The sequence below is a fragment of the Niabella digestorum genome, assembly GCF_036409055.1.
In the GTDB taxonomy this organism is placed as follows: Bacteria; Bacteroidota; Bacteroidia; order Chitinophagales; family Chitinophagaceae; genus Niabella; species Niabella composti.
Genome location: NZ_JAZGLY010000006.1, coordinates 13,878 through 40,481, shown reverse-complemented (window position 1 = coordinate 40,481; position 26,604 = coordinate 13,878). Strand labels below are relative to the sequence as shown.

24 protein-coding genes and 2 tRNA genes are annotated in these 26,604 nt (G+C 40.5%); 12 read left to right on the top strand and 14 right to left on the bottom strand.

Annotated features, from left to right (window positions below; translation table 11 throughout):
* Nucleotides 1–18 precede the first annotated feature (18 nt).
* From V2H41_RS10795 to V2H41_RS10785, 3 genes are all read left to right on the top strand, one after another.
* A complete protein-coding gene (locus tag V2H41_RS10795) occupies nt 19–2,895 on the top strand; it encodes an alpha/beta hydrolase family protein (RefSeq protein WP_330975165.1) in 2,877 nt (958 codons plus the stop codon).
* Nucleotides 2,896–3,000: 105 nt separating this feature from the next.
* Complete coding sequence (locus V2H41_RS10790) at nt 3,001–5,292, top strand: TonB-dependent receptor (RefSeq protein ID WP_330975164.1); 2,292 nt, start codon at nt 3,001–3,003, stop codon at nt 5,290–5,292.
* A gap of 8 nt (nt 5,293–5,300) precedes the next feature.
* Nucleotides 5,301–5,777 (top strand): thioredoxin family protein, encoded by a 477-nt coding sequence (locus tag V2H41_RS10785; RefSeq protein WP_330975163.1) that lies wholly within the window; start codon nt 5,301–5,303, stop codon nt 5,775–5,777.
* An 80-nt stretch (nt 5,778–5,857) separates the two neighbouring features.
* Here V2H41_RS10785 and V2H41_RS10780 read toward each other — a convergent pair whose 3' ends face one another.
* The 6 genes from V2H41_RS10780 to V2H41_RS10755 form a co-directional block, all read right to left on the bottom strand.
* Nucleotides 5,858–6,442, bottom strand: coding sequence for a DUF6799 domain-containing protein (locus V2H41_RS10780; protein WP_330975162.1), 585 nt, complete (start codon nt 6,440–6,442; stop codon nt 5,858–5,860).
* Nucleotides 6,443–6,538: 96 nt separating this feature from the next.
* Complete coding sequence (locus V2H41_RS10775) at nt 6,539–7,096, bottom strand: YMGG-like glycine zipper-containing protein (RefSeq protein ID WP_330975161.1); 558 nt, start codon at nt 7,094–7,096, stop codon at nt 6,539–6,541.
* Between the two features lie 254 nt (nt 7,097–7,350).
* Nucleotides 7,351–8,226 (bottom strand): succinate--CoA ligase subunit alpha, encoded by an 876-nt coding sequence (sucD, locus tag V2H41_RS10770; protein WP_330975160.1) that lies wholly within the window; start codon nt 8,224–8,226, stop codon nt 7,351–7,353.
* A gap of 103 nt (nt 8,227–8,329) precedes the next feature.
* A complete protein-coding gene (locus V2H41_RS10765) occupies nt 8,330–9,190 on the bottom strand; it encodes an ABC transporter ATP-binding protein (RefSeq protein WP_330975159.1) in 861 nt (286 codons plus the stop codon).
* A gap of 26 nt (nt 9,191–9,216) precedes the next feature.
* Nucleotides 9,217–9,954, bottom strand: a complete 738-nt coding sequence (locus tag V2H41_RS10760) for an MlaE family ABC transporter permease (RefSeq protein ID WP_330975158.1) — start codon at nt 9,952–9,954, stop codon at nt 9,217–9,219.
* 34 nt (nt 9,955–9,988) lie between these two features.
* Entirely contained in the window at nt 9,989–12,298 is a 2,310-nt protein-coding gene (locus V2H41_RS10755; RefSeq protein WP_330975157.1) for an NADP-dependent malic enzyme, read from the bottom strand.
* Nucleotides 12,299–12,461: 163 nt separating this feature from the next.
* Here V2H41_RS10755 and V2H41_RS10750 point away from each other — a divergent pair, with 163 nt between their 5' ends.
* The gene (locus V2H41_RS10750; RefSeq protein ID WP_330975156.1) at nt 12,462–13,913 is read left to right on the top strand and encodes a S41 family peptidase; all 1,452 of its coding nucleotides are present in this window, start codon (nt 12,462–12,464) and stop codon (nt 13,911–13,913) included.
* Nucleotides 13,914–14,049: 136 nt separating this feature from the next.
* Here the strand turns inward: V2H41_RS10750 and V2H41_RS10745 are convergent, their stop codons facing one another.
* On the bottom strand, nt 14,050–14,916 hold the full coding sequence (locus tag V2H41_RS10745) for a hypothetical protein (protein WP_330975155.1): 867 nt from the start codon (nt 14,914–14,916) through the stop codon (nt 14,050–14,052).
* Between the two features lie 329 nt (nt 14,917–15,245).
* Between V2H41_RS10745 and V2H41_RS10740 the strand changes: the two genes are divergently transcribed.
* From V2H41_RS10740 to V2H41_RS10715, 6 genes are all read left to right on the top strand, one after another.
* Nucleotides 15,246–15,575 (top strand): hypothetical protein, encoded by a 330-nt coding sequence (locus V2H41_RS10740; protein WP_330975154.1) that lies wholly within the window; start codon nt 15,246–15,248, stop codon nt 15,573–15,575.
* Nucleotides 15,576–15,595: 20 nt separating this feature from the next.
* Entirely contained in the window at nt 15,596–16,150 is a 555-nt protein-coding gene (locus V2H41_RS10735; protein WP_330975153.1) for an FKBP-type peptidyl-prolyl cis-trans isomerase, read from the top strand.
* Between the two features lie 4 nt (nt 16,151–16,154).
* On the top strand, nt 16,155–16,616 hold the full coding sequence (locus V2H41_RS10730; RefSeq protein WP_330975152.1) for an FKBP-type peptidyl-prolyl cis-trans isomerase: 462 nt from the start codon (nt 16,155–16,157) through the stop codon (nt 16,614–16,616).
* Nucleotides 16,617–16,728: 112 nt separating this feature from the next.
* The gene (locus tag V2H41_RS10725; RefSeq protein ID WP_330975151.1) at nt 16,729–18,165 is read left to right on the top strand and encodes an L-serine ammonia-lyase; all 1,437 of its coding nucleotides are present in this window, start codon (nt 16,729–16,731) and stop codon (nt 18,163–18,165) included.
* A gap of 29 nt (nt 18,166–18,194) precedes the next feature.
* Nucleotides 18,195–18,998 carry an orotidine-5'-phosphate decarboxylase gene (pyrF, locus tag V2H41_RS10720; RefSeq protein WP_330975150.1) on the top strand — a complete coding sequence of 268 codons (804 nt, stop codon included), beginning with the start codon at nt 18,195–18,197 and terminating at the stop codon, nt 18,996–18,998.
* Nucleotides 18,999–19,083: 85 nt separating this feature from the next.
* A tRNA-Arg gene (locus tag V2H41_RS10715) sits at nt 19,084–19,157 on the top strand.
* Nucleotides 19,158–19,330: 173 nt separating this feature from the next.
* Here the strand turns inward: V2H41_RS10715 and V2H41_RS10710 are convergent.
* From V2H41_RS10710 to tgt, 7 genes are all read right to left on the bottom strand, one after another.
* Nucleotides 19,331–19,404 (bottom strand) — tRNA-Ala (locus V2H41_RS10710).
* 85 nt (nt 19,405–19,489) lie between these two features.
* Nucleotides 19,490–19,897: a hypothetical protein gene (locus V2H41_RS10705; RefSeq protein ID WP_330975149.1), complete on the bottom strand. Its 408-nt coding sequence runs from the start codon at nt 19,895–19,897 to the stop codon at nt 19,490–19,492.
* Nucleotides 19,890–20,231, bottom strand: a complete 342-nt coding sequence (locus V2H41_RS10700; protein WP_330975148.1) for a phage holin family protein — start codon at nt 20,229–20,231, stop codon at nt 19,890–19,892. The genes V2H41_RS10705 and V2H41_RS10700 overlap by 8 nt, the downstream gene beginning before the upstream one ends.
* Nucleotides 20,232–20,337: 106 nt before the next feature.
* Entirely contained in the window at nt 20,338–20,628 is a 291-nt protein-coding gene (locus V2H41_RS10695; RefSeq protein ID WP_330975147.1) for a YtxH domain-containing protein, read from the bottom strand.
* Between the two features lie 116 nt (nt 20,629–20,744).
* Nucleotides 20,745–22,070, bottom strand: a complete 1,326-nt coding sequence (locus V2H41_RS10690) for a citrate (Si)-synthase, eukaryotic (RefSeq protein WP_330975146.1) — start codon at nt 22,068–22,070, stop codon at nt 20,745–20,747.
* A 177-nt stretch (nt 22,071–22,247) separates the two neighbouring features.
* On the bottom strand, nt 22,248–23,351 hold the full coding sequence (locus tag V2H41_RS10685) for an LptF/LptG family permease (RefSeq protein ID WP_330975145.1): 1,104 nt from the start codon (nt 23,349–23,351) through the stop codon (nt 22,248–22,250).
* A 124-nt stretch (nt 23,352–23,475) separates the two neighbouring features.
* Nucleotides 23,476–24,615, bottom strand: a complete 1,140-nt coding sequence (tgt, locus tag V2H41_RS10680) for a tRNA guanosine(34) transglycosylase Tgt (RefSeq protein ID WP_330975144.1) — start codon at nt 24,613–24,615, stop codon at nt 23,476–23,478.
* A 160-nt stretch (nt 24,616–24,775) separates the two neighbouring features.
* Between tgt and V2H41_RS10675 the strand changes: the two genes are divergently transcribed.
* Nucleotides 24,776–25,777: a glycosyltransferase gene (locus tag V2H41_RS10675; protein ID WP_330975143.1), complete on the top strand. Its 1,002-nt coding sequence runs from the start codon at nt 24,776–24,778 to the stop codon at nt 25,775–25,777.
* 64 nt (nt 25,778–25,841) lie between these two features.
* A complete protein-coding gene (rsmG, locus tag V2H41_RS10670) occupies nt 25,842–26,477 on the top strand; it encodes a 16S rRNA (guanine(527)-N(7))-methyltransferase RsmG (RefSeq protein WP_330975142.1) in 636 nt (211 codons plus the stop codon).
* Nucleotides 26,478–26,604 lie beyond the last annotated feature (127 nt).

Here is a 26,604-nt window from a genome sequence, read left to right as displayed (position 1 = left end):
ATTTACTATATCTACACCATGAAAAAACTAACGCTAATTCTTTTGCAATGCGCTTGTTGTCTTTTGATTAATGCACAGAAAAAAGTATTAGACCATAGTGTTTATGACAGCTGGCAATCGATAAGCAATATCCTATTAAGCAAAGACGGGAAATGGATTGTATACAACATCAAAGTACAAGAAGGCGATGATGAACTGATTATACAATCTACTGATAACAATTATAAAAAAGTAATTCCGCGCGGTTATGACGCCTCTATTACGGGCGATGATCAATGGCTCATCTTCAAAATCAAGCCGCTTTACAGCGAAATCAGACAGGCAAAGATCAAAAAAAAGCAAGTCGCCGATATGCCCAAAGACAGCTTAGGTATTGCTATGCTGGGAGGAACTCAAATTCTCAAATACCCCAACCTAGTATCGTATAAAACGCCTAAAGAAAAAAACGAGTGGGTGGCAAGTCTATTTCGAGATACTACAATCGCTACTGCTCAAAGGCGTTACAAAGCTGATCCAGCGAAGGATAGTCTGCGACAGATTATCGATTCACTACAGTATCTCATTAGCACTTTAAAACCACAACAAGAAAAAGATAAGCATCCTGATCCCGGAAAAAATAATCATCTACTGCTGATAAATCCCTCCACCGGTTATCAGCACACATTTGCTCATGTAAACGAATATGTATTCAATAAAAAAGGAACACACCTGTTGATTGAACAAACTTTAAATCTTAACGATACCATCAACTCCACCTGCATTATACGCTTTCATCTTACAACACATAAGACAGATACCATCATGCGAGGCGGCAAAGACTTCAAGAATTTAACCCTTTCCGAAGACGGAAATCAAGCCGCCTTTGTATTACAAAGAAAAGGCAGAGCAAAAGAAGTACAGCCTGATTACGAGCTTTGGTATTACGAACAGGGAATGGATAGTGCTATCAAGCTGATTGATACGTTAACACCGCATTTCCCTAAAGGATATAGGGTAAGTGAATTTGCACAGCTACGATTTAGCACTTCCGGCGAACGACTACTATTCGGTACAGCACCAGCAAGACCTTCAAAGGATACCACAATAAAAGACATTGATAAAGTAAATCTGGATATCTGGCATTACAAAGATGATTATCTACAACCTTACCAATTAAAAAATCAAAAAAGAGACCGCGAAAAAAGTTACCTCGCCGTATACGACTTTGTTCAAAAAAGAATGTTTCAGATAGGCAGTCTTTCTTTTCCCAATGTATATGAAGGAGCTTTGGCCGATGCAAAATATTTTGTAGCTATTACCGATACGGGCAGGCGAGTAACATCGCAATGGGCCGGGCGTACTCCAAAGGATATATATTGGATAGATATTGTTACCAACCGTACAATCCCAGTAGTTACAAATCTCGACGGGCATATTAGCGCTTCATGGATAGCTCCTACCGGTAAATATGTGATATGGTATAATCACAAGACTCAACACTATTATTCCTTTGATGGTAGTAAGACTATAAAAATCACATCGGGCATCAAATCACTTTTATGTGATGAGGAAAATGATGTACCCGACTCCCCTGCTCCTTATGGCATTGCAGGTTGGGTTGACGAAGACCAATATGTTCTTATCTATGATAGATATGATATCTGGCAAGTAGACCCATCGGGTAAGGTAGCCCCTGTCAACCTCACACAAAACGGTAGAAAAAACAAAATCACATATCGATATATCTCGGGCGATTCGGATGAAAAATGCATCCATACCTCTCAAATGAATCTGCTGAAACTATTTGATAATACCACCAAAAAAAGCGGACTCGTCATCTTACAACACAATAAGCTGAACCACGATATTCTTACTCCTAGCTTATTTCATAATCAGCCCTATCATTTTAACACCGTACTAAAGGCTAAGAATGCTCCTGTATTTGCTTATAGTAGAGAAAGCTTTGAACAATCTCCTAATGTGTATGTCTATCTAGCAGGTAAGGAAGAACAGCTTTCCTTTATCAATCCACAGCAAAAGGAATACAACTGGGGAACAGCCTCCTTGTTCAAATGGAAAACTTTTTCAGGCAAACCGGCCACAGGAATTTTATATAAACCGGAAAACTTTGACAGCACTCAAAAATATCCAGTAATATTATATTTCTATGAAAAGCTCTCCTACAATCTTTACAAATACCATCCCCCGGCTCCTACGCCCAGCCGCCTAAATATTTCTTTTTTTGTAAGCCGTGGATACATAGTGATGACTCCTGATATTAGCTATACCATCGGTCATCCTGCCAAGAGCGCTTATGATTATATCGTAAGCGGTGCTAAAGCACTTACAAAATTCAGTTGGGTTGATAGCAAACATATGGGATTGCAAGGGCAAAGCTGGGGTGGTATTCAGGTGGCTCAAATTATTACCATGACACCCATGTTTGCTGCTGCATGGGCAGGGGCTCCTGTAGCCAACATGACCAGTGCCTATGGGGGTATAAGATGGTCTTCGGGTCTCAACCGCCAGTTTCAATACGAAAAAACACAAAGTCGCATCGGGGCCACTCTCTGGGAAAGACCCGATTTATATATCGAAAACTCCCCACTGTTTCATCTACCTAAAGTTTCTACTCCACTAGTAATTATGGCTAATGATAATGACGGAGCAGTGCCTTGGTATCAGGGCATTGAGTTATTTACAGGTCTGCGACGTTTAGGGAAACCCGTATGGATGCTCAATTACAACGGAGAAGAACACAATCTCGAAGAACGTAAAAACAGAAAAGATATTCAGATACGTCAACAACAATTCTTCGATTGGCTGCTGAAAGGCGAAAAACCTGCCAAATGGTTAGTAGAAGGGGTACCTGCTGTTAACAAAGGGCTAGACTGGGGACTAGAATTAGTTCCTTGATCTTTTCTCTCTTTAATGCCTTTAAAGCAATAATACTACCCTTATTTATTTGTTAGACTGATCTAATATTTATAGTTTTGCACATGAAACTATAAATATATTTTGATGAAGCTTTCCAAAAGTTTATTTAATGGCATCCTATTTATGGCCTTAACACAGGCATTACAAGCCCAAACAACTATCCTAAAAGGGAAAATAACAGCAGATGGCATACCGATGCCCTCGGTCAACATTCATCTTGATAAAACGACGATAGGAACAGTATCAGACAGCAGCGGCTATTACAAGCTTGAAAATATTCCGGCAGGGAGATACAAACTCATTGCCACGCATCTGAATTATAGCAGATATGAAAAAGAAATCCATCTGGAAACACAACAACCCCTCTTTTTAAACATAGAATTGGAGCCTTTGCGCGATACCACCACTTTACAAGATGTAGTGATATCCGGCACTATGAAAGCAGTGAGTCGGTTAGAAAGCCCCGTAGCAGTAGAAGTATACCATGCTGCTTATTTCAAAAAAAACCCAACACCCAGTATTTTCGATGCCTTACAGCTGGTAAATGGAGTAAGGCCTCAACTCAATTGTAACATTTGTAATACCGGCGACATTCACATCAATGGGCTTGAGGGGCCCTACACCATGGTATTGATAGACGGCATGCCTATCGTAAGTGCTTTAGGTACGGTTTATGGACTATCGGGAATTCCTAGTTCATTAGTTGAAAGAATTGAAGTTATTAAAGGTCCGGCCTCTTCCCTCTACGGAAGTGAAGCAGTGGGAGGACTCATCAATATTATCACAAAGAAGCCCCACAATGCACCTCATATATTTGCCGATGTATTTGCAACATCTTGGGGGGAATACAATACTGATCTAAGCTTTAAAACCAATGTGGGTTCCAATGCCACCATACTGACTGGAGTCAATTATTTTAACTATCAGAACCGAATAGATAAAAACCAAGACAATTTTACGGACGTCACCCTCCAAAACAGAATATCCGTATTTCAAAAATGGAATTTTACACGTAAACAAAGCCGATTGCTAAGTGTAGCAGGCCGATACCTTTATGAAGACCGCTGGGGCGGCGACATACGATGGAACAAATCCTTCCGTGGAGGAGACGAAATTTATGGGGAAAGCATTTATACCAGCCGCGCAGAGTTGCTGGGCAGTTATGAGCTTCCAATAAAGGAAAAACTTTTATTCGCATTCTCATTCATCAGCCATAATCAAGATAGCCGATACGGTACTACCTCCTATATTGCAAATCAAAAGATTGCATACGGACAATTAACCTGGGATAAAACACTAAAAAGCCATGATTTGCTGGCGGGGGCTACGCTTCGCTACACTTATTATGATGATAATACACCTGCAACAAAGCATCACGACGCTACTAACAATCCTGAAAAAATGTGGCTACCGGGTATATTTATACAAGATGAAATTCATATGACTCCTAACCATAAATGGCTGCTGGGATTGCGCTATGATTATAATAATATACATGGTTCTATTTTCACTCCAAGGCTGGCTTACAAATGGTCTATAAATGACAATAATGCTCTAAGATTTAATGCAGGCACTGGTTTTCGTGTGGTAAACCTTTTCACTGAAGATCATGCTGCACTAACTGGAGCGAGGGATGTTGTTATTCTCAATCATTTGAAGCCTGAGAGGTCCTACAATGTCAATCTCAACTATAGTAAAAAAATCTATTTACCTGCAGGAGGTATTATTGGTTTAGATGCCACTGCATTTTATACCTACTTCACTAATAAAATTATCCCGGATTATGAAAGCGATGCCAATAAAATTATATACGATAATCTAAGCGGCCATGCAATAAGCAAAGGTGCCAGCTTAAATAGCGATATCACTCTACGCAATGGGTTAAAATTTATAACAGGCCTCACACTTATGTCTAACACGATTACCGAAGACAACATTACTACACGACAAATGCTCACTGAAAATTTTACAGGTACATGGGCTATATCCTACCAGCTCAAACCCCTATTCCTTACAATAGATTATACTGGCAATGTTTATAGCCCTATGCGTTTGCCTTTGCTTAGTGAATTAGACCCTCGCAAACCTGAATCTCCTTGGTGGAGCATTCAAAACATTCAGTTTACTTATAACGGATGGCACCAATGGGAAGTTTATGCAGGAATCAAAAATTTCTTGAACTGGACTCCCAATAAAGGAAATCCATTTATCATTGCAAGAACGAATGACCCTTTTGACAAAAATGTAGTTTTTGATGAACAAGGTAAAGTAGTCCCTACACCTGACAATCCTTATGCCTTAACCTTCGACCCCACTTATGTATATGCCCCTAATCAGGGCTTGCGCGTATTTGTAGGAATTCGATTCAAACTATAAAAGAAAATATGAACAGGCTGCTTCCATTCATTGTAATAATAGCCCTCTTGATGCCGATAGTATTAAAGGCACAATTAAAATCCTATACATTTGAAGACATAGACAGCCTCCAAAAAACAGAACCAAAACCTATTTTAATATTCATTTATACCGACTGGTGCAATCATTGTAAACACTTGCAATATACAAGCTTAAAAAATAAAGCCGTTTCAGAAATACTGCATCAGTATTTTTATTTCCTCCCATTCAATGCTGAAGAAAAAAGAGATATCGCATTTGCGGGCACTAAATTTTCGTTTCAACCAACAGGCATTCAAACAGGCATTCATGAGCTCGCAATCAAACTGGGTGTTATTAACGGAGTACTATCCTTTCCCACCCTTGTATTGTTAGATAAAGCGTACAAACCTGTATGGCGCTATAGCGGTTATCTAAATGCGAAGGAATTAAAAACTGTCTTAAACCAATTCTCAGCAAAGCAATAAATAAGCACACCATGATATAACAAAAATGAGGCATGAATATAAATTCATACCTCATAGGAATATATAACTATCTCTGAGGATTATTTTTTCAGATCCTCTTTAATTTCTCTAGCCTTGTCGCCTACTTTCTCGGCTCCCTTCTTAATAGCCTGACCCACATCTTGTGCTTTTTCTTTTGTAGCTTCCGCAGCTTTTTCTACTCCACTTTTGGTAGCCTCAGCAGCTTTGTGCAAGCCATCTTTAGTGGCTTCTGCGCCTTTTTTAACGGCATCACCGGTGGCTTCAGCAGCATTGCTTACACCTTGTTTGGTAGCATCCCAAGCATTTTCAACAGCGGCACCTGCTTTATCAAAGAAAGCACCGGCTTTAGAAACGCGATGTCCTTCTTCCAATACTATACGATCTCCCTCAGCATTTACCACTTCGCCATTAGGTTTTACCACCCATCCATTGTCCAAGGTGATATCTTTCTCCACAACTACCCATTCACCATTGGTATAAACAACAATTTTTCCATCTCTGTTAGAAATATCTCCTTCACTGAAAGTTACGGGAGTTTCTTCCACAATGACAACAGTATCGTTAGATTCAGTTGTATTGTTTGCGGAATCATTACAGGCTGTAATCATACCCGCAACAAATAATAATGCTAGAACTTGTTTCATGTTTTTAAGGTTTAGTTATTTAATAATTTTTATAATATAAATTTAAAAAATAAGAGCGGTAAACCCGCTCTTTACTTATCGGAAATGTTGTTTATTTTATTGATTTTTTTTCTTTTCCTTTTTATCCACAATCACCCCTACTCCGGCTCCAGTGGCTGCACCTACTACGCCACCTACTACACCTCCACCCACACGGTCTTTTTTATTCGCTATAGCACCTATTACAGCTCCGGATGCTGCCCCTACTATGGCCCCTTTAGCAGTATGGCTCATACCTTTTTTCTGTTGCTGTGGAGCAGTAGCAGTTCCTGAAGACGCTTCGGAACCTGAGGCATCTGAATAAGTAGGAGCACTGCTTCCACTACTGCTAGTGCCGCTGCTATTATAGGTGGAGTTGCTACGAGAACTAGTACTTTTACTTTTTGAAGTAGAGCTGCTATTCTGTAACGCCGCAGCATTAGCATTCTGTTCATCTTCTATTTCTGCACGAAATTCATTTTCCATTTTCCATCGTTGATATTCCGCCAGTCCTAGTGTATCTTCCACTTGAACCTGCTGTTCAGCATTCTGATCTTTTTTACGACTAGTACATGCGGCCATCACAATAGCCACTACCAAAAACAATGACAATAATTTACACTTATACATACTCATACAATCAATTTTTGAATTACCTAAACACGATTACGGGTATATAGATAAAAAAACATGCCAAAAGCGTTGCGTCAATGTCATAAAAAAAACTTAATTCGATAAATTGCTCACTACAAGTAAGATGTATTAATTAAATAAGGGATAATAATAAGATTGGAGATGAACCTTTTTCTTTACATATACAAAAAACAAAGGCTGTCTTGAGGACAGCCTATTGATAAAAATATGATACCTGTATTGTGAGGATTATTTCATTATTTCTTTAAAACTTCAGCAATGGTTTTTCCGATATCTGCTGGACTACTCACTACATGAATACCACATTCAGCCATAATTTTCATTTTTGCAGCAGCAGTATCATCGGCCCCCCCTACAATAGCACCGGCATGCCCCATTCTACGTCCGGGAGGAGCCGTTTGTCCGGCGATGAAACCCACCACAGGTTTTTTATTCCCGGTTTCTTTAATCCATCTAGCTGCTTCAGCTTCCATTCCGCCACCGATTTCGCCAATCATTACGATAGCATCAGTTTCGGGATCATTCATTAATAACTCTACAGCTTCTTTAGTGGGAGTACCAATAATAGGATCCCCACCGATACCAATTGCAGTGCTGATACCTAATCCAGCTTTAGCAACCTGATCTGCCGCTTCATAGGTAAGCGTACCAGATTTACTCACAATTCCGATGCGTCCTGGCACAAAAACGAAACCGGGCATAATACCCACTTTACATTCGCCAGCTGTTATAACACCCGGACAGTTAGGTCCCACTAATCTGGTTGAAGTACCCTGTAGATAGTTTTTCACTTTTACCATATCCTGTACAGGAATGCCTTCTGTTATACATACTACCAGCTCTACACCTGCATCAGCAGCTTCCATAATGGCATCCGCAGCAAAAGCCGGTGGTACAAAGATGATGCTAACATTTGCACCTGTAGCTTTTACACATTCTGCTACTGTATTAAACACCGGACGGTCTAAATGAGTAGTTCCTCCTTTACCAGGAGTGACACCACCCACCACATTGGTACCATATTCAATCATTTGCGTTGCGTGAAACGTGCCTTCTGTACCGGTGAAACCCTGCACCAAAACTTTTGAATCTTTATTTACTAAAACTGCCATTGTATATTTTTTCTGATTGGTTACAAAAGTAAGGAAAGCAAAACGCTATCCGGGTATTTTTTAATATTTTATGAGTAAAAACGAATGTTTTGAATACTAGTTTTTATCCTATTTTACCATCTCCATCCATATCTGTCTTAAATTTTTCTTCCAAAGCTTCCTTTACATCATCACTTACATCCTTAGGTATGGTACCGGTTTCCTGGATGGTACGCATATTTTTAGCATCACGCAAAAACTCCGACGCAAAAATAAACTCATTCAATTTCTCGTTATCACTATAAATAATTTCCTTATTGGTTCCCTCCCACTCTTTCTCCCCTTTATGCATATACACGATATGATCTCCTATTTCCATCACACTATTCATGTCATGGGTATTCATAATGGTGGTGGTATTATATTCCTGAGTGATCTCCTGTATCAGCTTATCAATAACAATTGAAGTTTGGGGATCCAGACCTGAGTTAGGCTCATCGCAGAAAAGATATTTTGGATTCAGTACAATAGCTCTAGCGAGTGCTACACGTTTCTGCATACCTCCGCTTATTTCCGAGGGGAATTTTTTATAGGCATCTTCCGCCAGATTTACCCTATCTAATACTTCCTTTACGCGCGCCCTCTTAACGGAATATTTATCGTTGGTAAACATATCCAACGGGAAAATGACATTTTGCTCCACTGTCTGGCTATCAAATAAAGCTGATCCTTGAAACAACATGCCGATTTCTTTACGGATAGCTTTCTTCTCTTCGAGAGACATAGTTAGGTAGTTTTTACCGTCGTATAATACCTCTCCTTCTGTAGGTTGCATCAATCCCACAATACATTTCATCAGCACCGTCTTACCGCTCCCACTCGATCCGATTATCAGATTACATTTTCCGGGTTCCATTACAGCACTGACATCTTTCAGTACTACCTTATCCCCAAAACTCTTCTTAAGATTTTTTATTTCGATCATCGGACTGTATTTGAAGATGCAATAACTTATAACAATAAAGCTGATAAAACGTAGTCTGCCAGCAGTAACAATACGCAGGATACCACAACGGCACGGGTACTGGAGTGCCCTATTTCCAAAGCACCGCCTCTTACATTATACCCGTAAAACGACGGTACGCTGGTAATAATAAAAGCAAAAACGAAACTTTTAGTAAGTGAGAAAAACACATTGTAGCCGTTAAAATCCATCCGCAAACCGTTATCATAAATGGCGGGGTCTATAATACCTGCCATAGAACCGGCCAAACGCCCACCCCATATTCCCAGTATCATAGCAATTACAATCAGCAATGGGATCGTGAGGACTCCGGCCAAAATTTTGGGTAGTATTAGATAAGCTTTAGTATTAATACCCATAATCTCCAACGCATCAATCTGCTCTGTTACCCGCATATTTCCCAACTCACTGGCAATTTTACTACCCACTACACCGGCAAGTACAATGCAGCTCAACGTAGGAGCGAATTCCAGTATCACAGTATCTCTTACTACCTGAGCAATAGTAGATTTTGGTATAATGGGCGATACCAGCTGATAGGCTGTCTGTACGGTGGATACAGCGCCGATGAATACGGATATGATGCTGATGATTCCCAATGACCCCACCCCTATATCATTACACTGAAGCATGAACTGCTTCCAATACATGGCTTTATTCTCGGGCATACGAAACATGCCGCGAAACATACCGAGATACTGTCCGAATTCCTTTAATATCCTCAACTATAAAATGTATTTTGTAGTTAATCGAATATACCTATTTGGCTTTTTTCTTCTTTCCGGATTGCTTGGACTCACATTTCAGCTGCGCATCGATAACAGCAATCAGAGCCATATTTACGATACTGTTTACGGTACTGCCCAATTGCAACAGATGCACAGGCTTCTTCAGCCCCAGCAGAATGGGTCCGATAGCATCGGTAGAACTAATCGCCTTTAGAATATTATAGGCGATATTGCCGGACGCTAAGTTAGGGAAGATTAACGTGTTTACCTCTTTTCCAACCAATTCGCTGAATGGATACATTTCTTTTAACAGTTCGTTATTTAATGCCACATTGGCCTGCATCTCACCATCTACTACCAGCGAGGGGTATTTTTCCTTCACCAATCTTCTGGCTTCAGCTACTAATTTGGCTTCCGGAGTATTGCTACTTCCGAAATTGGAGTAACTGAGCATGGCAATGCGCGGTGTGATATTAAACGCTGCCACTTCTCGGGCAGTAAGTAATACTATTTCTGCCAGCTCTTCTGCTGTAGGATTAATATTAACAGTAGTATCGGCTAGAAACAGAGGACCGCGAGCCGTCATAATCAGATACATTCCTGCTACCTTCTTTACCCCCTCCTCTGTACCGATAATCTGCAATGCAGGACGGATAGCGTCGGAGTATCTTTTGGTTTGTCCGGATATCATACAATCCGCATCGCACATCTCCACCATCATACAACCGAAATGGTTGCGGTCTTGCATTAGCTTAGCAGCTTCGTTAAAGGTATAGCCTTTACGTGCTCTTTTTTCATAGAATATTTTTACATACTCTGCTCTGCGGGCAGCCACTTCTTCACTGCGCGGGTCAATAATGGGAATACCTGATAAGTCAATCTTATTCTCAATAGCGATCTGTTCAATCTGTTTTTTATTTCCTAATAAAGTGGGATAGCCTATTCCTTCATCCAATACAATCTGTGCTGCTTTTAGGATATTCAGGTTCTCTCCTTCCGCAAATACAATACGTTTGGGATTGCTACGGGCTTTAGCACCCAGTACACGCAATACATGATTATCGAGTCCCAGACGCTTGTTGAGTTCTTGTGCATACTGATCCCAATTTTCGATCGTTTTTCTAGCCACTCCACTTTTTATGGCGGCCTTGGCTACTGCAGGTGCTACGGTCGATAACAGTCGGGGATCAAGAGGTTTGGGAATGATATAGTCCGGACCGAAATGCAGGTTTTTCTGATTATAAGCTAGGTTTACGATATCAGGAACAGGTGTTTTAGCCAGTTCAGCTAGCGCTTTTACAGCAGCTAGTTGCATTTCGGTATTTATTTGTGTAGCTCTTACGTCTAATGCTCCTCTGAAGATATAAGGGAAGCCCAATACATTATTTACCTGATTGGGATAATCGCTGCGCCCGGTAGCCATAATCACATCCTTGCGAGCAGTGGTTGCATCCTCCCAGGATATTTCGGGATCGGGATTTGCCATAGCAAACACGATAGGATTTTTTGCCATGCTTTTTACCATAGCCTTGGTTAGCACATTACCGGTGCTTAGTCCTATAAACACATCAGCCCCTTTCATGGCTTCGGCCAGCGAAATATCTTTTTTAGCGGTAGCAAACGGTGCTTTGATTTCGTCCAAGTCTGTGCGCCCTTTATGCAAAGCACCCTTACTATCGAACATTATAAAGTTCTCAGGCTTGGCTCCCATTTGCTGATACAGTAGCACACAGGCCATGGCCGCAGCACCGGCACCATTTACTACAAACTTTACCTTCTCGATTTTTTTCTTCTGCAGTTCTAGTGCATTGAGCAAAGCAGCGGCACTAATAATAGCTGTACCATGCTGATCATCATGCATCACCGGAATTTTCAAGCGTTTCTTCAGCTCACGCTCTATGTAAAAACATCCCGGCGCTTTAATATCTTCAAGATTGATACCTCCGAAGGTGGGTTCAAGAGCCTGAACGATTTCAACAAATTTTTCAGGGTCCTTTTCATTAATTTCAATATCGAATACATCGATATCGGCAAAAATTTTAAACAGCACCCCCTTGCCTTCCATTACTGGTTTTCCGGCTTCGGGGCCGATATCGCCTAACCCTAATACAGCTGTACCATTGCTGATAACAGCCACAAGGTTTCCTTTCGCAGTGTATTTATATACATTTTCCTTATCCGCGGCAATCTCCAGACAGGGTATCGCTACTCCTGGAGAATAGGCGAGTGATAAATCTCTCTGTGTCTTGGCTTTCTTGGTAGGGATTACTTCTATTTTTCCCGGCCTTCCGTTAGCGTGGTATTCTAGGGCTAATTCTTTTCTGAGATTATTTTTTGACATAAATCTTCTATTAAAATGGGCGAAAAGTAAAGCAAATTCAATAAATGCCGGTATAGATTAATTTCTGAATATGCAACAAAATAGCAATATTTGTATAAGATTTTTATGAATATAAGAACAAAAATAAAAGCAATTCATTTTTTCGTGAAAAAACATCCCTAGTATGAAAAATTTGCTCTTTGTCCTAACCCTGATCACCTTATTTACTGCCTGTAAAAAAGACACCGTATCCAATACATACCAGGTATATAAAACCCCTCCCGCAAATTCAGACAGAGAGTTGATTGCCGATTCCACCTTCTTGTATGCTAGAGAAATTTATTTATGGAATGATAAACTGGGAGAATACAATACGTTTAATCCACGAAAGTTTTTAGGTGCTGATGAACTTAAGACAGCGCAAAACGTGATGGACGCTATCAAAGCTCGAGAGGTAAGCGACCTTTTCAGCTACGCTACTACCATAGAAGATTCTGAGCAGGGACAAACCGGCAATGGAGAGGACTGGGGGTTCTTTGTCAAGGCTGGATATGCCAATGCTAACGATATTAAATGGTTTATCACTTACGTTTATGCAGCATCCGATGCAGGCCAAAAAGGTGTTAGAAGAGGATGGTATATCGAAAAGCTAAACGGCGTAACCTTAGGTTATGATAACGCGAGTGTAGCAAAGCTGAATGATTTGCTTTTTGGCAGTGCCACTACAGCCGAAATCACTTTTGGTAGACTCGGGCTACCCGATACGACATTTACAGTTAACAAAACCACATTCCAGGCTAATTCTGTATTATTTGCGCGTATATACACTCACACTTCTGGTAAAAGGATAGGATACTTTGTATTCAATCAATTTTTTAATGAAGTATCACGAATAGAACTGGTAAACGTATTTGATTTTTTCCAAAATCAAGGTATCGACGAACTGGTGGTGGATCTGCGCAATAATCTGGGTGGGTCTACCGCTACACAAGATTTGCTTGCCAATCTTATTGCACCCTACAGTGCCAATGGCAAAACCATGTATTACTATGAGTTCAACTCATTACTACAAGAAGATAGGTTTATTCTACTACGAAACAAAGCCAAATTTCCTTGGGTCCAGTTAGACCGAGGCTATTTCTCCAAAGAGGCCAATAAGCTTCCGTTTCGAAAAGTGGGAAGCATTAACTTAAATAGAGTATTCTTTATCGTCTCTAACAATTCAGCTTCAGCAAGTGAGTTACTGATTAATAATCTGAAACCCGTGATGGATGTGCAGCTTATAGGAGATAGTACCCGAGGCAAGTCTGTAGGCTTCTTTCCGGTAAATTTATTAGAAAAGGTTGCGCTATATCCGGTATCATTTCGCACTGTAAACTCTGAGGGAGCAGCGGTGCCACACACAGGCTTCGCACCCAACAAAGTGTCACCCGATGGCGTGCAGTACGATTGGGGAGATACATATGAGCCCTGTTTATATAATGCACTGAGCTATATTATAAATGGAAGCTACCCCACTACCCTTTCCTCAAACGCTACTATAGGACGCTCTGTTGTGGGAGACAAACTGGTAGAGTTGAAACAAATAGAACCAAGGCCAAAAGTGCCGGGATTGTATATCGAGAATAAATTCTGACAATGTTGAAAACAGCATATAATGCCAGAGGCTTCCTACACCGAGGAAGCCTCTTTTTGTATACTCCAGTTATGAATAGCACTATTTTATTAGATACTACTCTCAAAGAGCAGCACTATTGAAACAACATAGAAAATTATTCAATCCACACTTTCTTTCCAGATAATACACTGAGCGAATCTTTAATTCGTGTAGTATCAATATGGGTATCCTGGTACTCTATATACAATTTATAATTCACCGAATCTTTTGTTTCAATATTGACCGGCCAATTAAGACTCTTCAATTGATTGTATCGCTTAGATGCGCGTGGCTCTTGTGCAACTTCCAAGATAAATCTGTACCCTTGCGAAGTTGCAACAGCAGGTGTTGAAGATTGTACGAGCGAATCCTGTGATGGCAGAATCGTCACTACCTCATCCCCAGTATTCTTTCCATTAAAAGATGCTTCTTCCAAATTACTGCGGCTTTCTTCAGTTGATTTTAGATAAAACCATACCGTAGCAGCTACCGCTAATAGACACAATATGACAATAACTATAGCTGGTTTTTTATTTCTGGGTTTTCTTGTCTCGTCAATGTATGCCTGCGGAATATAATGGCGCTCGGTAATAGGGATATTTTTTTTCCTCTCATTATGTTGATGTTTTGCCTGATGGAATTCAAAAGTTCCATCGAGTCGTTTGGTGATTGTCCCGATACCTTCTATATAATAAGGCTTACCTGTATTCAGAAAAGTAATAATAGCATCCAACTCTGAAGCTAAATCCGATTCAGCCAAAACGCGCATTTTACCTGTTTGCTGAGAAATAAAATCGATTAGCTCGCTATCAAAAGCAGTAACGGTTGCCTGTTCAAAACTAATATTTAGCAAAGAAGTGCCTTTCTTGCTATAATCGACATCAGGATCATAGGTACTATCAGCATGGAAAATTCCCAAACCGGGCAAGCGCAAAGTTTTATTCTCGGTTAAGTACTTAATTAGCAACGGAGCAAGTCTCATCCTTATAATTATTTATGTCCACTTAGAATTTTTCCTCTTGGACGGTTTTCGATTAACAGATGAAGAGCTGTAAGTAATAACATTACCTCATATTATCATGCCCTATTACACCTACAGACTATTTGAAAACGGCAGAAATACGGAATATTCTACCGTTAACATTGGCAAAGGGCTCGACTTATCTCTTAAATAATTGATAATGACGATATCGCAATATAATAGATTTTTTGCGTGATGCCAAAATCAGATAATGCAGAAGCATATATATTAAATATGAAGATATTTTATTTAAAATATTCAATCAAATAAGTTTATAACTTTGAACTTACATGGACTCGAAAACCATATATACGAAAGAAGAAGAACAGTTTATCAAATACTGGGAACAGAATCGACTGAAAAAGAAGAAGTTATTGAAAACAATGCTATGGGGGCTCCCTTCAGGACTTATTCTGTTTGTAGCCATTTTACTAAACTTTTTCAGCGGATGGTATAAACGGGCTAGCATGGTGGCCAATGCCGATCCTTCTTTATTAGTAATTTTATTAATTGCTGGAATAATAATTGTTGCATTTACCGTGATATTCTCGTCTTCCCATAAATGGGATCGTAACGAAGCTTATTATCAAGAATTAATAAATAGAAAAATAAACCTTTAATCATTTAAAAAAACATTTTGATGAAAAAAGCGATTTGGACACCTGCGATTGCAATCATGTCGGCGATAACTCTTGCCGCCTGCTTTAAAAGTAATGATGTACCTCCATGTACGCCTTACACACTAGAACAAGATAGACATATTATCGATTCATTCATCGATGTCCAAGAGCTGCATTATATGTCTTTCAACACTGACTTTAACATGTACACCGGCATAGTGAGTATGGGCGATGGACAAATTCCTAGTGACGATGCCAAGATAGCTTTTAAATACACTATAAAACTGATGAATGGATCTACAATATTTACATCAGATAGCTTGTATTTAAATCCTCAAACAGGAGGCAAACTCACCCCTGCCGACTTTAAGTCCACAAACTCCACCCCTACACTTGAATATTACTTCCTCAAGAGAGTAGGAAAAGGAGGCGTAATGAAGGTTATTGTTCCTTCCCGCATAGGTGCCGATTGTAGAGACCAAAAACTGCAAAACGGTAACACTCTTCCAGCACATGCACAATTGATTTATGATTTTACTTTAACAGGTGTAGACCAAGGAACAGTAACCCCATAAGAATATGAGAAGATATTTAATGTTATTGGTCCTAACTGCGGCCATTATCGGAAGCTGTTCTAAAAAGGAGAAACCCTGTGTTTCAAAATCGGTGGAAGAAGAATTACCGGCCATGAAAAAATATGCCGAGGACAATTCCATCAACTACCAACAGCATGAATCCGGTATTCTTTATGAAATTATTGAACCCGGAACTGGAGCGCAGCCTACCAGTTCAAGCACTGTAAAAGCGAAGTATGAAGGAAGATTTTTAAATGGCCAAAAGTTTGATGAAAGTACTGACGGTGTGTCTTTCAATCTTTCACAAGTAATCCCTGGCTGGACAACCATTGTGCCTTTACTCAAAGAAGGAGGGAAAATGAAAGTGATTATCCCCTCTTCTCTGGCCTATGATTGCCATCCTTACTATCCGGCCTTTCATAACAAACCTTTATACTTCTCGATCGAGCTATTAGAAGTGGAATAAATATAGGACTGCATTACATTTGTTTTTAAAGCCCGATGAATTTCGGGCTTTTTTATTTTAAAGCTTAAGAACTGCAGGGCTTTCGCTTAAATTTGCCGCAGAAACCACACTTATGCATTACGAGCCTATATCGGTATTCGACATGTTGAAGATTGGCGTAGGACCGTCTAGTTCTCACACACTGGGTCCTTGGCGTGCAGCTGAAAGGTTTGTGGAAGAATTAGAATTACAGGCTCCGCTGCAGCAGGTGCTACGTGTACAGATTTTCTTATATGGCTCGCTGGCTAAAACAGCTATTGGTCACGGAACAGATATTGCTGTACAACTGGGGCTTTCAGGATTTGACCCGGTAACTTTTGATGTAGCACAAATCACTGCTACCATTCAACATATCGCCGATCAAAAGCAATTGATATTACACGGAACGCACCGCATACAATTTAATCCAACGGAAGATATTGTTTTCTTGTATCAGGAGACACTGCCGTATCATTCCAATGGATTGCGTTTTACTGCCACACTTGAAAATGGGAACACCATAACCGAAACCTATTACTCCATCGGAGGCGGCTTCGTCAAAAAGGAAGGAGAAGTAATTTCCGCTAAAAAAACTACACCTCCTTTCCCTATTAATGATGCAGAAGACCTTTTGAAGTGGTGCATCAAAACCGGACTAGCCATTCATGAAATCGTTTATGAAAACGAGCAAGCATGGCGCACTGAAGAAACTATTCGTACAGACATTCTTAAAATATGGCAGGTAATGAAGGACTGTGTCTACCGCGGATGCCATACTAGCGGCGTGTTGCCGGGAGGCTTGAATGTGCGTAGACGGGCTGCCGACCTAAATAAGAGATTGCTTCAGGGAGCCGTGTATAACAATTACGATGAATGGGTACAAAATATTCGCAAAGGTGGCAATCATTTTCAATACACACTGGACTGGGTAAGTTGTTTTGCACTTGCCGTAAATGAGGAAAATGCTTCCTTTGGCCGCGTAGTCACTGCTCCTACCAATGGATCAGCCGGCGTCATCCCTGCTGTTTTACACTATTACATTATCTTCTGCCATCAGGACAATACAATTCCGGAAGAAGATAAGGTTATGCACTTTCTGATGACTGCTGCGGAAATCGGAAGTATCTTTAAAAAGGAAGCTACCATTTCTGCCGCTATGGGAGGTTGCCAGGCCGAGATAGGCGTATCCTCATCCATGGCTGCAGCCGCGCTTACCGAAGCATTGGGTGGCACCCAAAAACAGGCTTTAATGGCTGCGGAAATTGCGATGGAACATCATCTAGGAATGACCTGCGATCCTGTACGTGGTTTGGTACAGGTCCCCTGTATTGAGCGCAATACCATGGGAGCAATAAAAGCCATTACCGCCAGTCAGCTGGCCTTGCAAAGCACTCCCGACTTTGCACGTGTATCGCTGGATGATGTTATCAAAACCATGTGGGAGACCGCAAAAGACATGAACTTTAAATACAAGGAAACAGCTGACGGAGGGCTTGCCGTAAACGTTCCCATAAGCCATCCGGAATGCTGATATTCGCAATTCAAAAACGAATTTTAATAATGACAAGAAACGAACTTCTTCAGCAGATTCAAACAAAAAGATCTTATTTGTGTGTAGGATTAGATACGGATATCAATAAAATTCCTGCTCATTTAAGAAATCATCCCGACGCAATATTTGAATTTAATAAAGCCATTATCGATGCTACACGCGATTTGTGTGTATCGTATAAAATCAACACTGCATTTTATGAAGCATATGGAGTAAGGGGTTGGCAAGCGCTGGAAAAAACGGTGCATTATATCGGTAATGAACATTTTAAAATTGCCGATGCCAAACGCGGCGACATTGGTAATACATCCGATCAGTATGCGAAAGCTTTTTTTGAAAATCTACCTTTCGATGCGGTTACTGTAGCTCCTTACATGGGAAGCGACAGTGTACAGCCCTTTCTGAAATACGAAGGGAAATGGGCTATAGTATTAGGGTTAACCTCTAATAAAGGTGCAGCCGATTTTGAACTGCAGTCTTGCGGAGATGAACTCCTATACGAAAAAGTATTGAAAACCGTTTCGCAATGGGGTACGCCCGAAAATTTGATGTTTGTAGTAGGTGCCACACAATCCGATTCCTTTATCAATATCAGAAAACTCATCCCTGATCATTTTTTGCTGGTTCCCGGTGTAGGCGCACAAGGCGGAAGCCTTCAGGAGATTTCTGAGAAAGCTATGAATGCAAGCTGTGGACTACTGGTAAATGTAAGTAGAGATATTATTTATGCCGGATCTGAAGAAAATTTTGCTGTTGCCGCCCGAAATAAGGCAATAAATTATCAAAAAGAGATGCACAAATATTTGAAATAGTTTCAAATTCTCTATATTTGCGCCTCTGTAACACTTTCCATTTATGGAAAGTAACGAATGAAACTAAAGAGTTATTCATTCGGTTGGTCCGGTAGCTCAGCTGGATAGAGCAACTGCCTTCTAAGCAGTAGGTCATTGGTTCGAATCCAATCCGGATCACAAAATTTTCCAAGCCGCTTCGATAAGCGGCTTTTATTTTATATCTCTTCTCTTTCCATGCATTTCACTCCTATCCAACTTTTATTTAGGTCAATACAAAAAATTTATCCATAAAAAAAACAGGTGAAGGAACTGAGACTTACAATTCATTCACCTGTTTCATCTATGAAATGTGGAGGATATCGGAGTCGAACCGACGACCTCTTGCATGCCATGCAAGCGCTCTAGCCAGCTGAGCTAATCCCCCATAAAGAGCTAAAGCCGTCTCTTTAAACGGTGAGCGAAATTAAAGGAATCGAACAATTTATCCAACAAAAAAATTCAGCAGCTCTCTATTTTTTTGTTATGGAAGATGGAATTTCTGTCTCACGAATAGAGGCGGCGGCTTTTCTTAACAGAGCGGCCAATTTCTTATCTATTTTGCGGCCAACCATTCTTGTGGTAGCTTCTCGCACTACAAAAGGCACTACCAGTCTAGGTAACCATCCGGCACGTTTCAACAATACTTTGCCTATAAAAAATTCCACCGATCTTTTAATACCGAATTTCACAAGCGGATTAGTGGTATTTCCCTTCAAAGTGTTGCGGGCAATACCCCCAATGGCAGCAAACGGATTCAACTCATCTTTTAACGCATTAAAAGAGGCTCCAATTTTAGCTTTGCTCATTTGCAGGCGGACTTTTAATCGTTCCTTTTCCTGCAACAACTCTTCATAATTATTAATATCTGGTTTACCCATAAATAGCTTTTATTATGACGTTTCTGATAAATGGGTGCAGCAATTTTTTCGTCAACAATAATACAAGCAGTAGCAATACAAAAAGCCCTCCGGCTACTATAAAAAATCCTAGTGTTGGATTACCTAATTTTTGTCCTATCCACCAACTTACACCCATGCATACAAAAAACATTGCGAAAAATAATAAAGCAGCTACGAAAAATGTAATCAGCAGTGAGGCAGCCAAGCTACTCCCTTTATCTGCAATTCGTATAACGGAAAGCCGATAGTAAGTTTTGGCTATTTCCTCTACATTGCTGGCAATGTCTTCTACCTTATCTTTTATTTCAAACATAGGACTGGTTTTTATAGATCATTAAACAAAAAAGGCTGTCCGTACAACAGATCATAAGCCCATTTGCCATGATTGATGCTACTGACAACCTTTCCGAGCTATTTAATTAGCCCAGTTTATTTGCAAATTCATCTGCTTGGCCTGTAAACTCTCCGGCTTTCTCCTTAGCTTTATTAAGACCAGATTTTGCCTTAGTGATGGCTTTTTGGGACAAGTCTGCAAGACTTTCTTTGCCCGACTCATACAGGCTACCTAGAGAATCAGCCCATTCTGACGCGGTATTTTTAATTTTTCTCCTAGCCTTTTTGCCTTCTTCGGTATAATATAATAAACCAATGGCTACCCCGGCAAGTGCAGCCCCTACGATGCCCAGCAAAATTTTATCCCTGTTTTTCATAATAGTTCATTTTAGAATGAAGTAATAGTTTTCTATAATGAAGTCTAAAAATCGTACCAAAAAAACTTTTATGTAAATATTTGATACAAAATATCTTAAAAGCCTCTTAAAAACTTTTAATCACCTAGATTTTCTACTTCTTTGTTTAGCCAACGCTTCACCGCTGCTGTAGTAACCGACTTGGGTCGTTCGATAGGCATACCCAGCGCTCTATCCCAACATAGGCTGGATAGTACGCCCAAGGCACGGCTTACAGCAAAGAGCACAGTATAGTATTCATACTCTACCAATCCATAATGCACTAAAAGAGCACCACTATGTGCATCTACATTTGGCCATGGATTTTTTACTTTACCTAATGATTGTAGGATGGGCGGCACGGTTTCATAAATACGCCATACCGTATTTACCAGCGGATCATCAGGCATGTGCTTTTTACCAAACTCCATCTGAGCAATGAAGCGAGGATCGGTTTTTCTAAGTACAGCATGGCCATAACCCGGTACGACCTTACCCTCGGCAAGGGTTTTTTCTACGTATTGTTTGATTTGTTCTGATGTGGGCGATTCGGTTTTCAACTCTCGCTGCATCTCAAAAATCCATTTTATCACTTCCTGATTAGCTAGGCCATGTAACGGCCCTGCCAAACCATTCATACCGGCAGCATAGCTGAGGTAAGGATCGCTGAGGGCAGATCCTACGAGGTGTGTAGTGTGTGCTGAAACATTTCCGCCTTCATGATCGGCATGGATAACCATGTATAGGCGCATTAATTCTTTGAACTCTTCATCATCGTATCCTAGCATGTGGGCAAAGTTTCCAGCCCAATCTAATAAGCCATCGGGATGTAATATTTTACCTTCCTTGTATTTTCTACGATATACATAAGCAGCAATATGCGGGATGCGAGCAATCAAGTCTAACGTGTCTTCAAAAGTGGCTTCCCAGTAATCCTTTTTACTCATGCCGGCTGCATATCTTTTTGCAAATACACTCTCGGCCTGCAAAGCCATAATACCTACCACAAACATGGTCATGGGATGCGTCTCGGTAGGCAATGCTTTCATGGTTTCATAAACATACATAGGCACGTGACTACGGCGCTGCAAAATAGCACTCAGCGTATCCACTTCCTCCTTAGTAGGAATTTCTCCTACCAGCATCAGATAAAATAAGGCTTCGGGTAATGGCTCCCCGCCTTCCTTAGCTTTGGGAAGTTTTTGTCTTAATTCGTCTATGGTATGCCTTCTAAATCGTATTCCATCCTGCGCATCTAGTAAAGAAGTTTCACTAATCAATGCGATCATGCCCCGCATTCCCTGGTATATCTGAGACAGTTTTATTTCACCGATAACGGTATCACCATGTTCTTTCAGTATTTGTTTTATTTCCTCGCCCAGCTTATCAGCCTGTGCTTTAAACTTTTGTTTCAGCATTTCCATAACACATTATTATTTTATACGGTAAGCGTTCGCCCTAAAGATAATTAATGACAAATGGTTCAACAAATTATATAATAATTTATTTAACAAGAAAACCGCGCAAACGTTTACGCAAGATGTAAAAACTATGATGAAATATCCCCTTTTATATCGTATCTGCCTTTACCTAAGTTAGGCTTATTTAGGGGTATCTCTATATAGCTTTAAAGACACAAAAAAGAAGATTATATTGGGCAGCCAGGCGGCCACTAAGGGCGGAAAATTTCCTTTAACAGAAAATACAGTAGAAAACTGGTCGGCAATGATAAATGCAGCAGCAATTACAATTCCTAATGCCAAGTGCAATCCACTTCCGCCGCGTGTTTTTCGGCTGGCCACCACGGCACCTATAAAGGTAAGCAATAGTACAGTGATCGGTGTAGCCGTACGCTTGTATCTCTCCACTTTCAAGGAGTTCAACCCCTCCGTACCTCTCAGCTCTTCTTTTTCGATATACTTTACCAACTGAGGTGTTGTGAGTTTGTCTTTTAGATACTCATCCCGTACCAGCTCGGTGGGCAAAATGCTGAGTTGGATTGTTTTTTCAGTATACCGCTTTTCCCTTTCTCCGAGACTGTCCACATACCGTTCTACTACATTCTTCCCAATCCATTTGCCCTTGCCACCGGTAGTATCCCATCGTATAGACTCTGCACGCAGGTTATACACTACTTTTCCATTTCGCACGCGGTTCATAAAAAAGGTGCCGCTGGTTCGTGTTTGGGCATTGTAGTTTTTCACACCCATGTAGGCTGTACTGTCAATCCGCTTAAAGAAACAGTTGTAACAACTCGTTTCCTGACGGTTTTTCAAGGGATTGTTCTTATCCAGCTTTTCCTGCATGAAAGTAGTATAGAGTACATTGGCTTTCGGTATAAAATAAAAACGTCCTACAAAAAGAATAAGCGCTAGAAATACGCCCCCAATAATATAAGGACGTAGAAACCGATTGAAAGAAATACCACTTGCAAGAATGGCGATAACCTCACTACGCATCGCCATTTTACTGGTAAAGAATATAACAGCTATAAAAACGAAAAGCGGGAATAATAAACTCCAGATATAGGGAATAAATCCTACATAGTATTGTGTAAATATTTCCCAGTTACTGAGACCCGTTTTTACAAAATCGTCCGTCTTCTCACTACTATCTACCGCTACCGCGATAACGGTAAACAGCAACATGCAGAACACAAACGTGACCAGCAGACGTTTTAATATAAACCAGTCTAACTTCTTCATTCAGCTGCCAAAAATATATGAAATCCGACACTTGTAATGACGGATTTTATGCTTTATAATGGATTTATATAATTTTTAGTCTTTGAAATAGCTTTCCGTCTGATTCGCTACCCCTCAACGCCATCTATAACCTTGTTTTTAGCTTAATAATCATTTCATTTTTCCAGGTAGCATAGTCGCCTGCAATAATATGCTTACGGGCCTCACCTACCAGCCACAAATAAAAACATAGATTGTGTACACTTGCGATGGTTAGTGCCAGTATTTCGCCTGCTTTAAATAGATGTCTCAGGTAGGCTTTACTGTAATAACGGCTCATCTCGCAGGGCAACTCTTCATCGATGGGGGAAAAGTCGTACTCCCATTTCTTATTATCAATATTGATGACACCTTGAGTGGTAAAAAGCATGGCGTTCCGCCCGTTACGCGTGGGCATTACACAGTCGAACATATCCACGCCCATTCCGATACACTCCAGTATATTCCATGGTGTACCAACCCCCATCAGATAACGGGGTTTATCCTTAGGTAATAACTGACAGCACCAGTCACAAATTTCGTACATTACCGGCTCGGGCTCTCCCACACTCAGTCCCCCAATAGCGTTCCCTGGAGCATCCTTGGAGGCAATATATTCACAAGATTGCTTACGCAAATCCTTATAGGTGGCCCCCTGTACTATGGGGAATAGATTTTGCGTATAACCATACTTATCAGGCGTGGCGTTGAATTGGGCTACACATCTGTCTAGCCAACGATGAGTAAGCTCCATGCTCTTACGGGCATAACCATATTCACTTCCTCCAGGGGGACATTCATCAAATGCCATGATGATGTCTCCGCCAATACTGCGTTGTATATCCATCACCCTCTCAGGCGTAAACAAATGCTTACTCCCATCAATATGTGACTGAAAAGTCACACCTTCTTCTTTAATTTTTCGGGTTCCAGCCAAAGAAAATACCTGATACCCACCACTATCCGTTAAAATAGGCCGCTCCCAATGATTAAATCGGTGCAAACCTCCTGCTTGCTCCAAAACATCTGTACCGGGTCTTAAATACAAGTGGTAAGTATTGCCTAAGATAATTTGGGCCTTCACGTCATTCAGCAATTGTTGCTGCGCAACGGCCTTTACACTACCCACCGTACCTACCGGCATAAATATTGGGGTTTCGATCTGACCGTGATCCGTGGTTATAACGCCGGCTCTGGCCGACGTAGTGCTATCCGTATGCTGTACTTGAAAACTTAATCTTGCCATTTGTGGCAAAAGTAAACAGTTAGATTATATATTTGCTTGTATGCTATTTTCTACTGCTTATATAATTTTTCTATTATTAGCATTTTTCAGTTTTTGTCTGATCTTTTATTACCTTTTTTTCTTTGCCCGCTTAGCTTTTTACAAAACTCCTACTTCTGAAGTGGCTCCCCCCCCTGCTCCCTACTCAATAATAGTTTGTGCCAGAAACGAACAATATAATCTGGAGAAAAACATACCCCACCTTTTGCAACAGCAATACACCAATGAATACGAAGTACTGGTGGTAAACGATAATTCGGAAGATAACACCAAACATGTGATGCAATGGCTGTCGCGCAATTATTCCAGATTACGGGTTATTAATCTTGAAAGACAACACAAAGAAAGCGTAGGTAAAAAATATCCGCTATCCATTGGCATTCGCGAGGCCCGAAACGAGCATTTATTGCTTACCGATGCCGATTGTGTGCCCGCATCTCCATTATGGGCAGCTCACATGCAAAGCGCTTATTACAAATCCGAAATTGAAATTGTACTGGGTTATGGCGCTTATGAAAAACATCCGGGACTGCTCAATAAAATCATCCGTTGGGAAACCTTTCACTCCGCATTGCAATATCTTTCATATGCATTGGCCGGCGTTCCCTACATGGGTGTAGGCCGAAATCTAAGCTATAAAAAAACTTTATTTAATAAACATAAAGGGTTTGCAAGTATTAATTATATACCCGGCGGTGACGATGATTTATTTATAAGTAAAGCCGCCACGCGTCGCAATACAGCTATTATGATTGAACCCCAGGCCCACACTATCAGTGTTCCCAAGAAAAAATGGAAAGAATGGCGCCATCAAAAGACCAGGCATTATAGCACTTCAAAGTATTACAAATTCAAGCATAAGTTGTTATTGGGACTATATAGTCTATCGCATTTTTTATTCTATCCGTTACTTATTGCCACGGCGCTACTTTATAACTGGCAAGTAGCATTAGGTATATTGATTGTAAAATCGGCCGTACAATATTTTATCTTTTCTAAAGCCATGAAAAAACTGAATGAAATAGATTTGCAGGGTTGGATTTTACTGATGGATGTATGGATGTTCTTTTACTACCTCTTTTTCGCTCCTACACTCTGGAAAAAAGAAAAAAAGACTTGGTAAAACATAAAAATGCCAACAGCATAATGCTACCGATATCCACTTGATATTAATACTTTTGCTTTTCATGGAGATTATTTTAAAATACTTCGCTGATTTTACCGATACTCAGCTAAAGCAGCTGGAGGCCTTGGATGCTTTGTACAAAGACTGGAATGAAAAAATTAACGTTATCAGTCGCAAAGACATTGGTAGTTTGTATGAAAAGCATGTTCTTCATTCTTTAAGCATTGCTGCTGCCTATAACTTCGATGCAGGCAATACCGTGTTGGATTTGGGCTGTGGAGGGGGATTCCCCGGGATTCCTCTGGCTATATTTTTCCCCGAGGTACAGTTTCATATGGTAGACAGCATTGCCAAAAAACTGAAAGTAGTTGAGGAAGTAGCTAATGCTATCGGCCTGAAAAATATAACCACCCAGCATACCAGAGTAGAGGCCATAAAGGATAAAAAATTCGATTATGTAGTGTCGCGAGCGGTAGCTCCACTTAAAGATTTGTGGCGATGGAGCAAACCCATTATTAGCAAAAACAATGCTCAACGTAGTGAGGATACCCCTGCTCCTGGCCTTATTTGTTTAAAAGGTGGAGATTTGGCGCTGGAAATACAACAGAGCGGTACCCGGCCTTATATCACCTCTATTATAGACCTTTTTCCTGAACCTTATTTTGAAGAAAAATACATCCTGTATGTGCCCAAGTAAGCACCTACAGGCCGCCAATTGGCGAAGTGCGGACTTGAATTGAGCAAAAGTTCAATTCAGAACCGAACGAATCCCAAGCTGTCAGCCTTTTTGTAAATTTACTAAAAAACAAAAGCGACCAGCCATA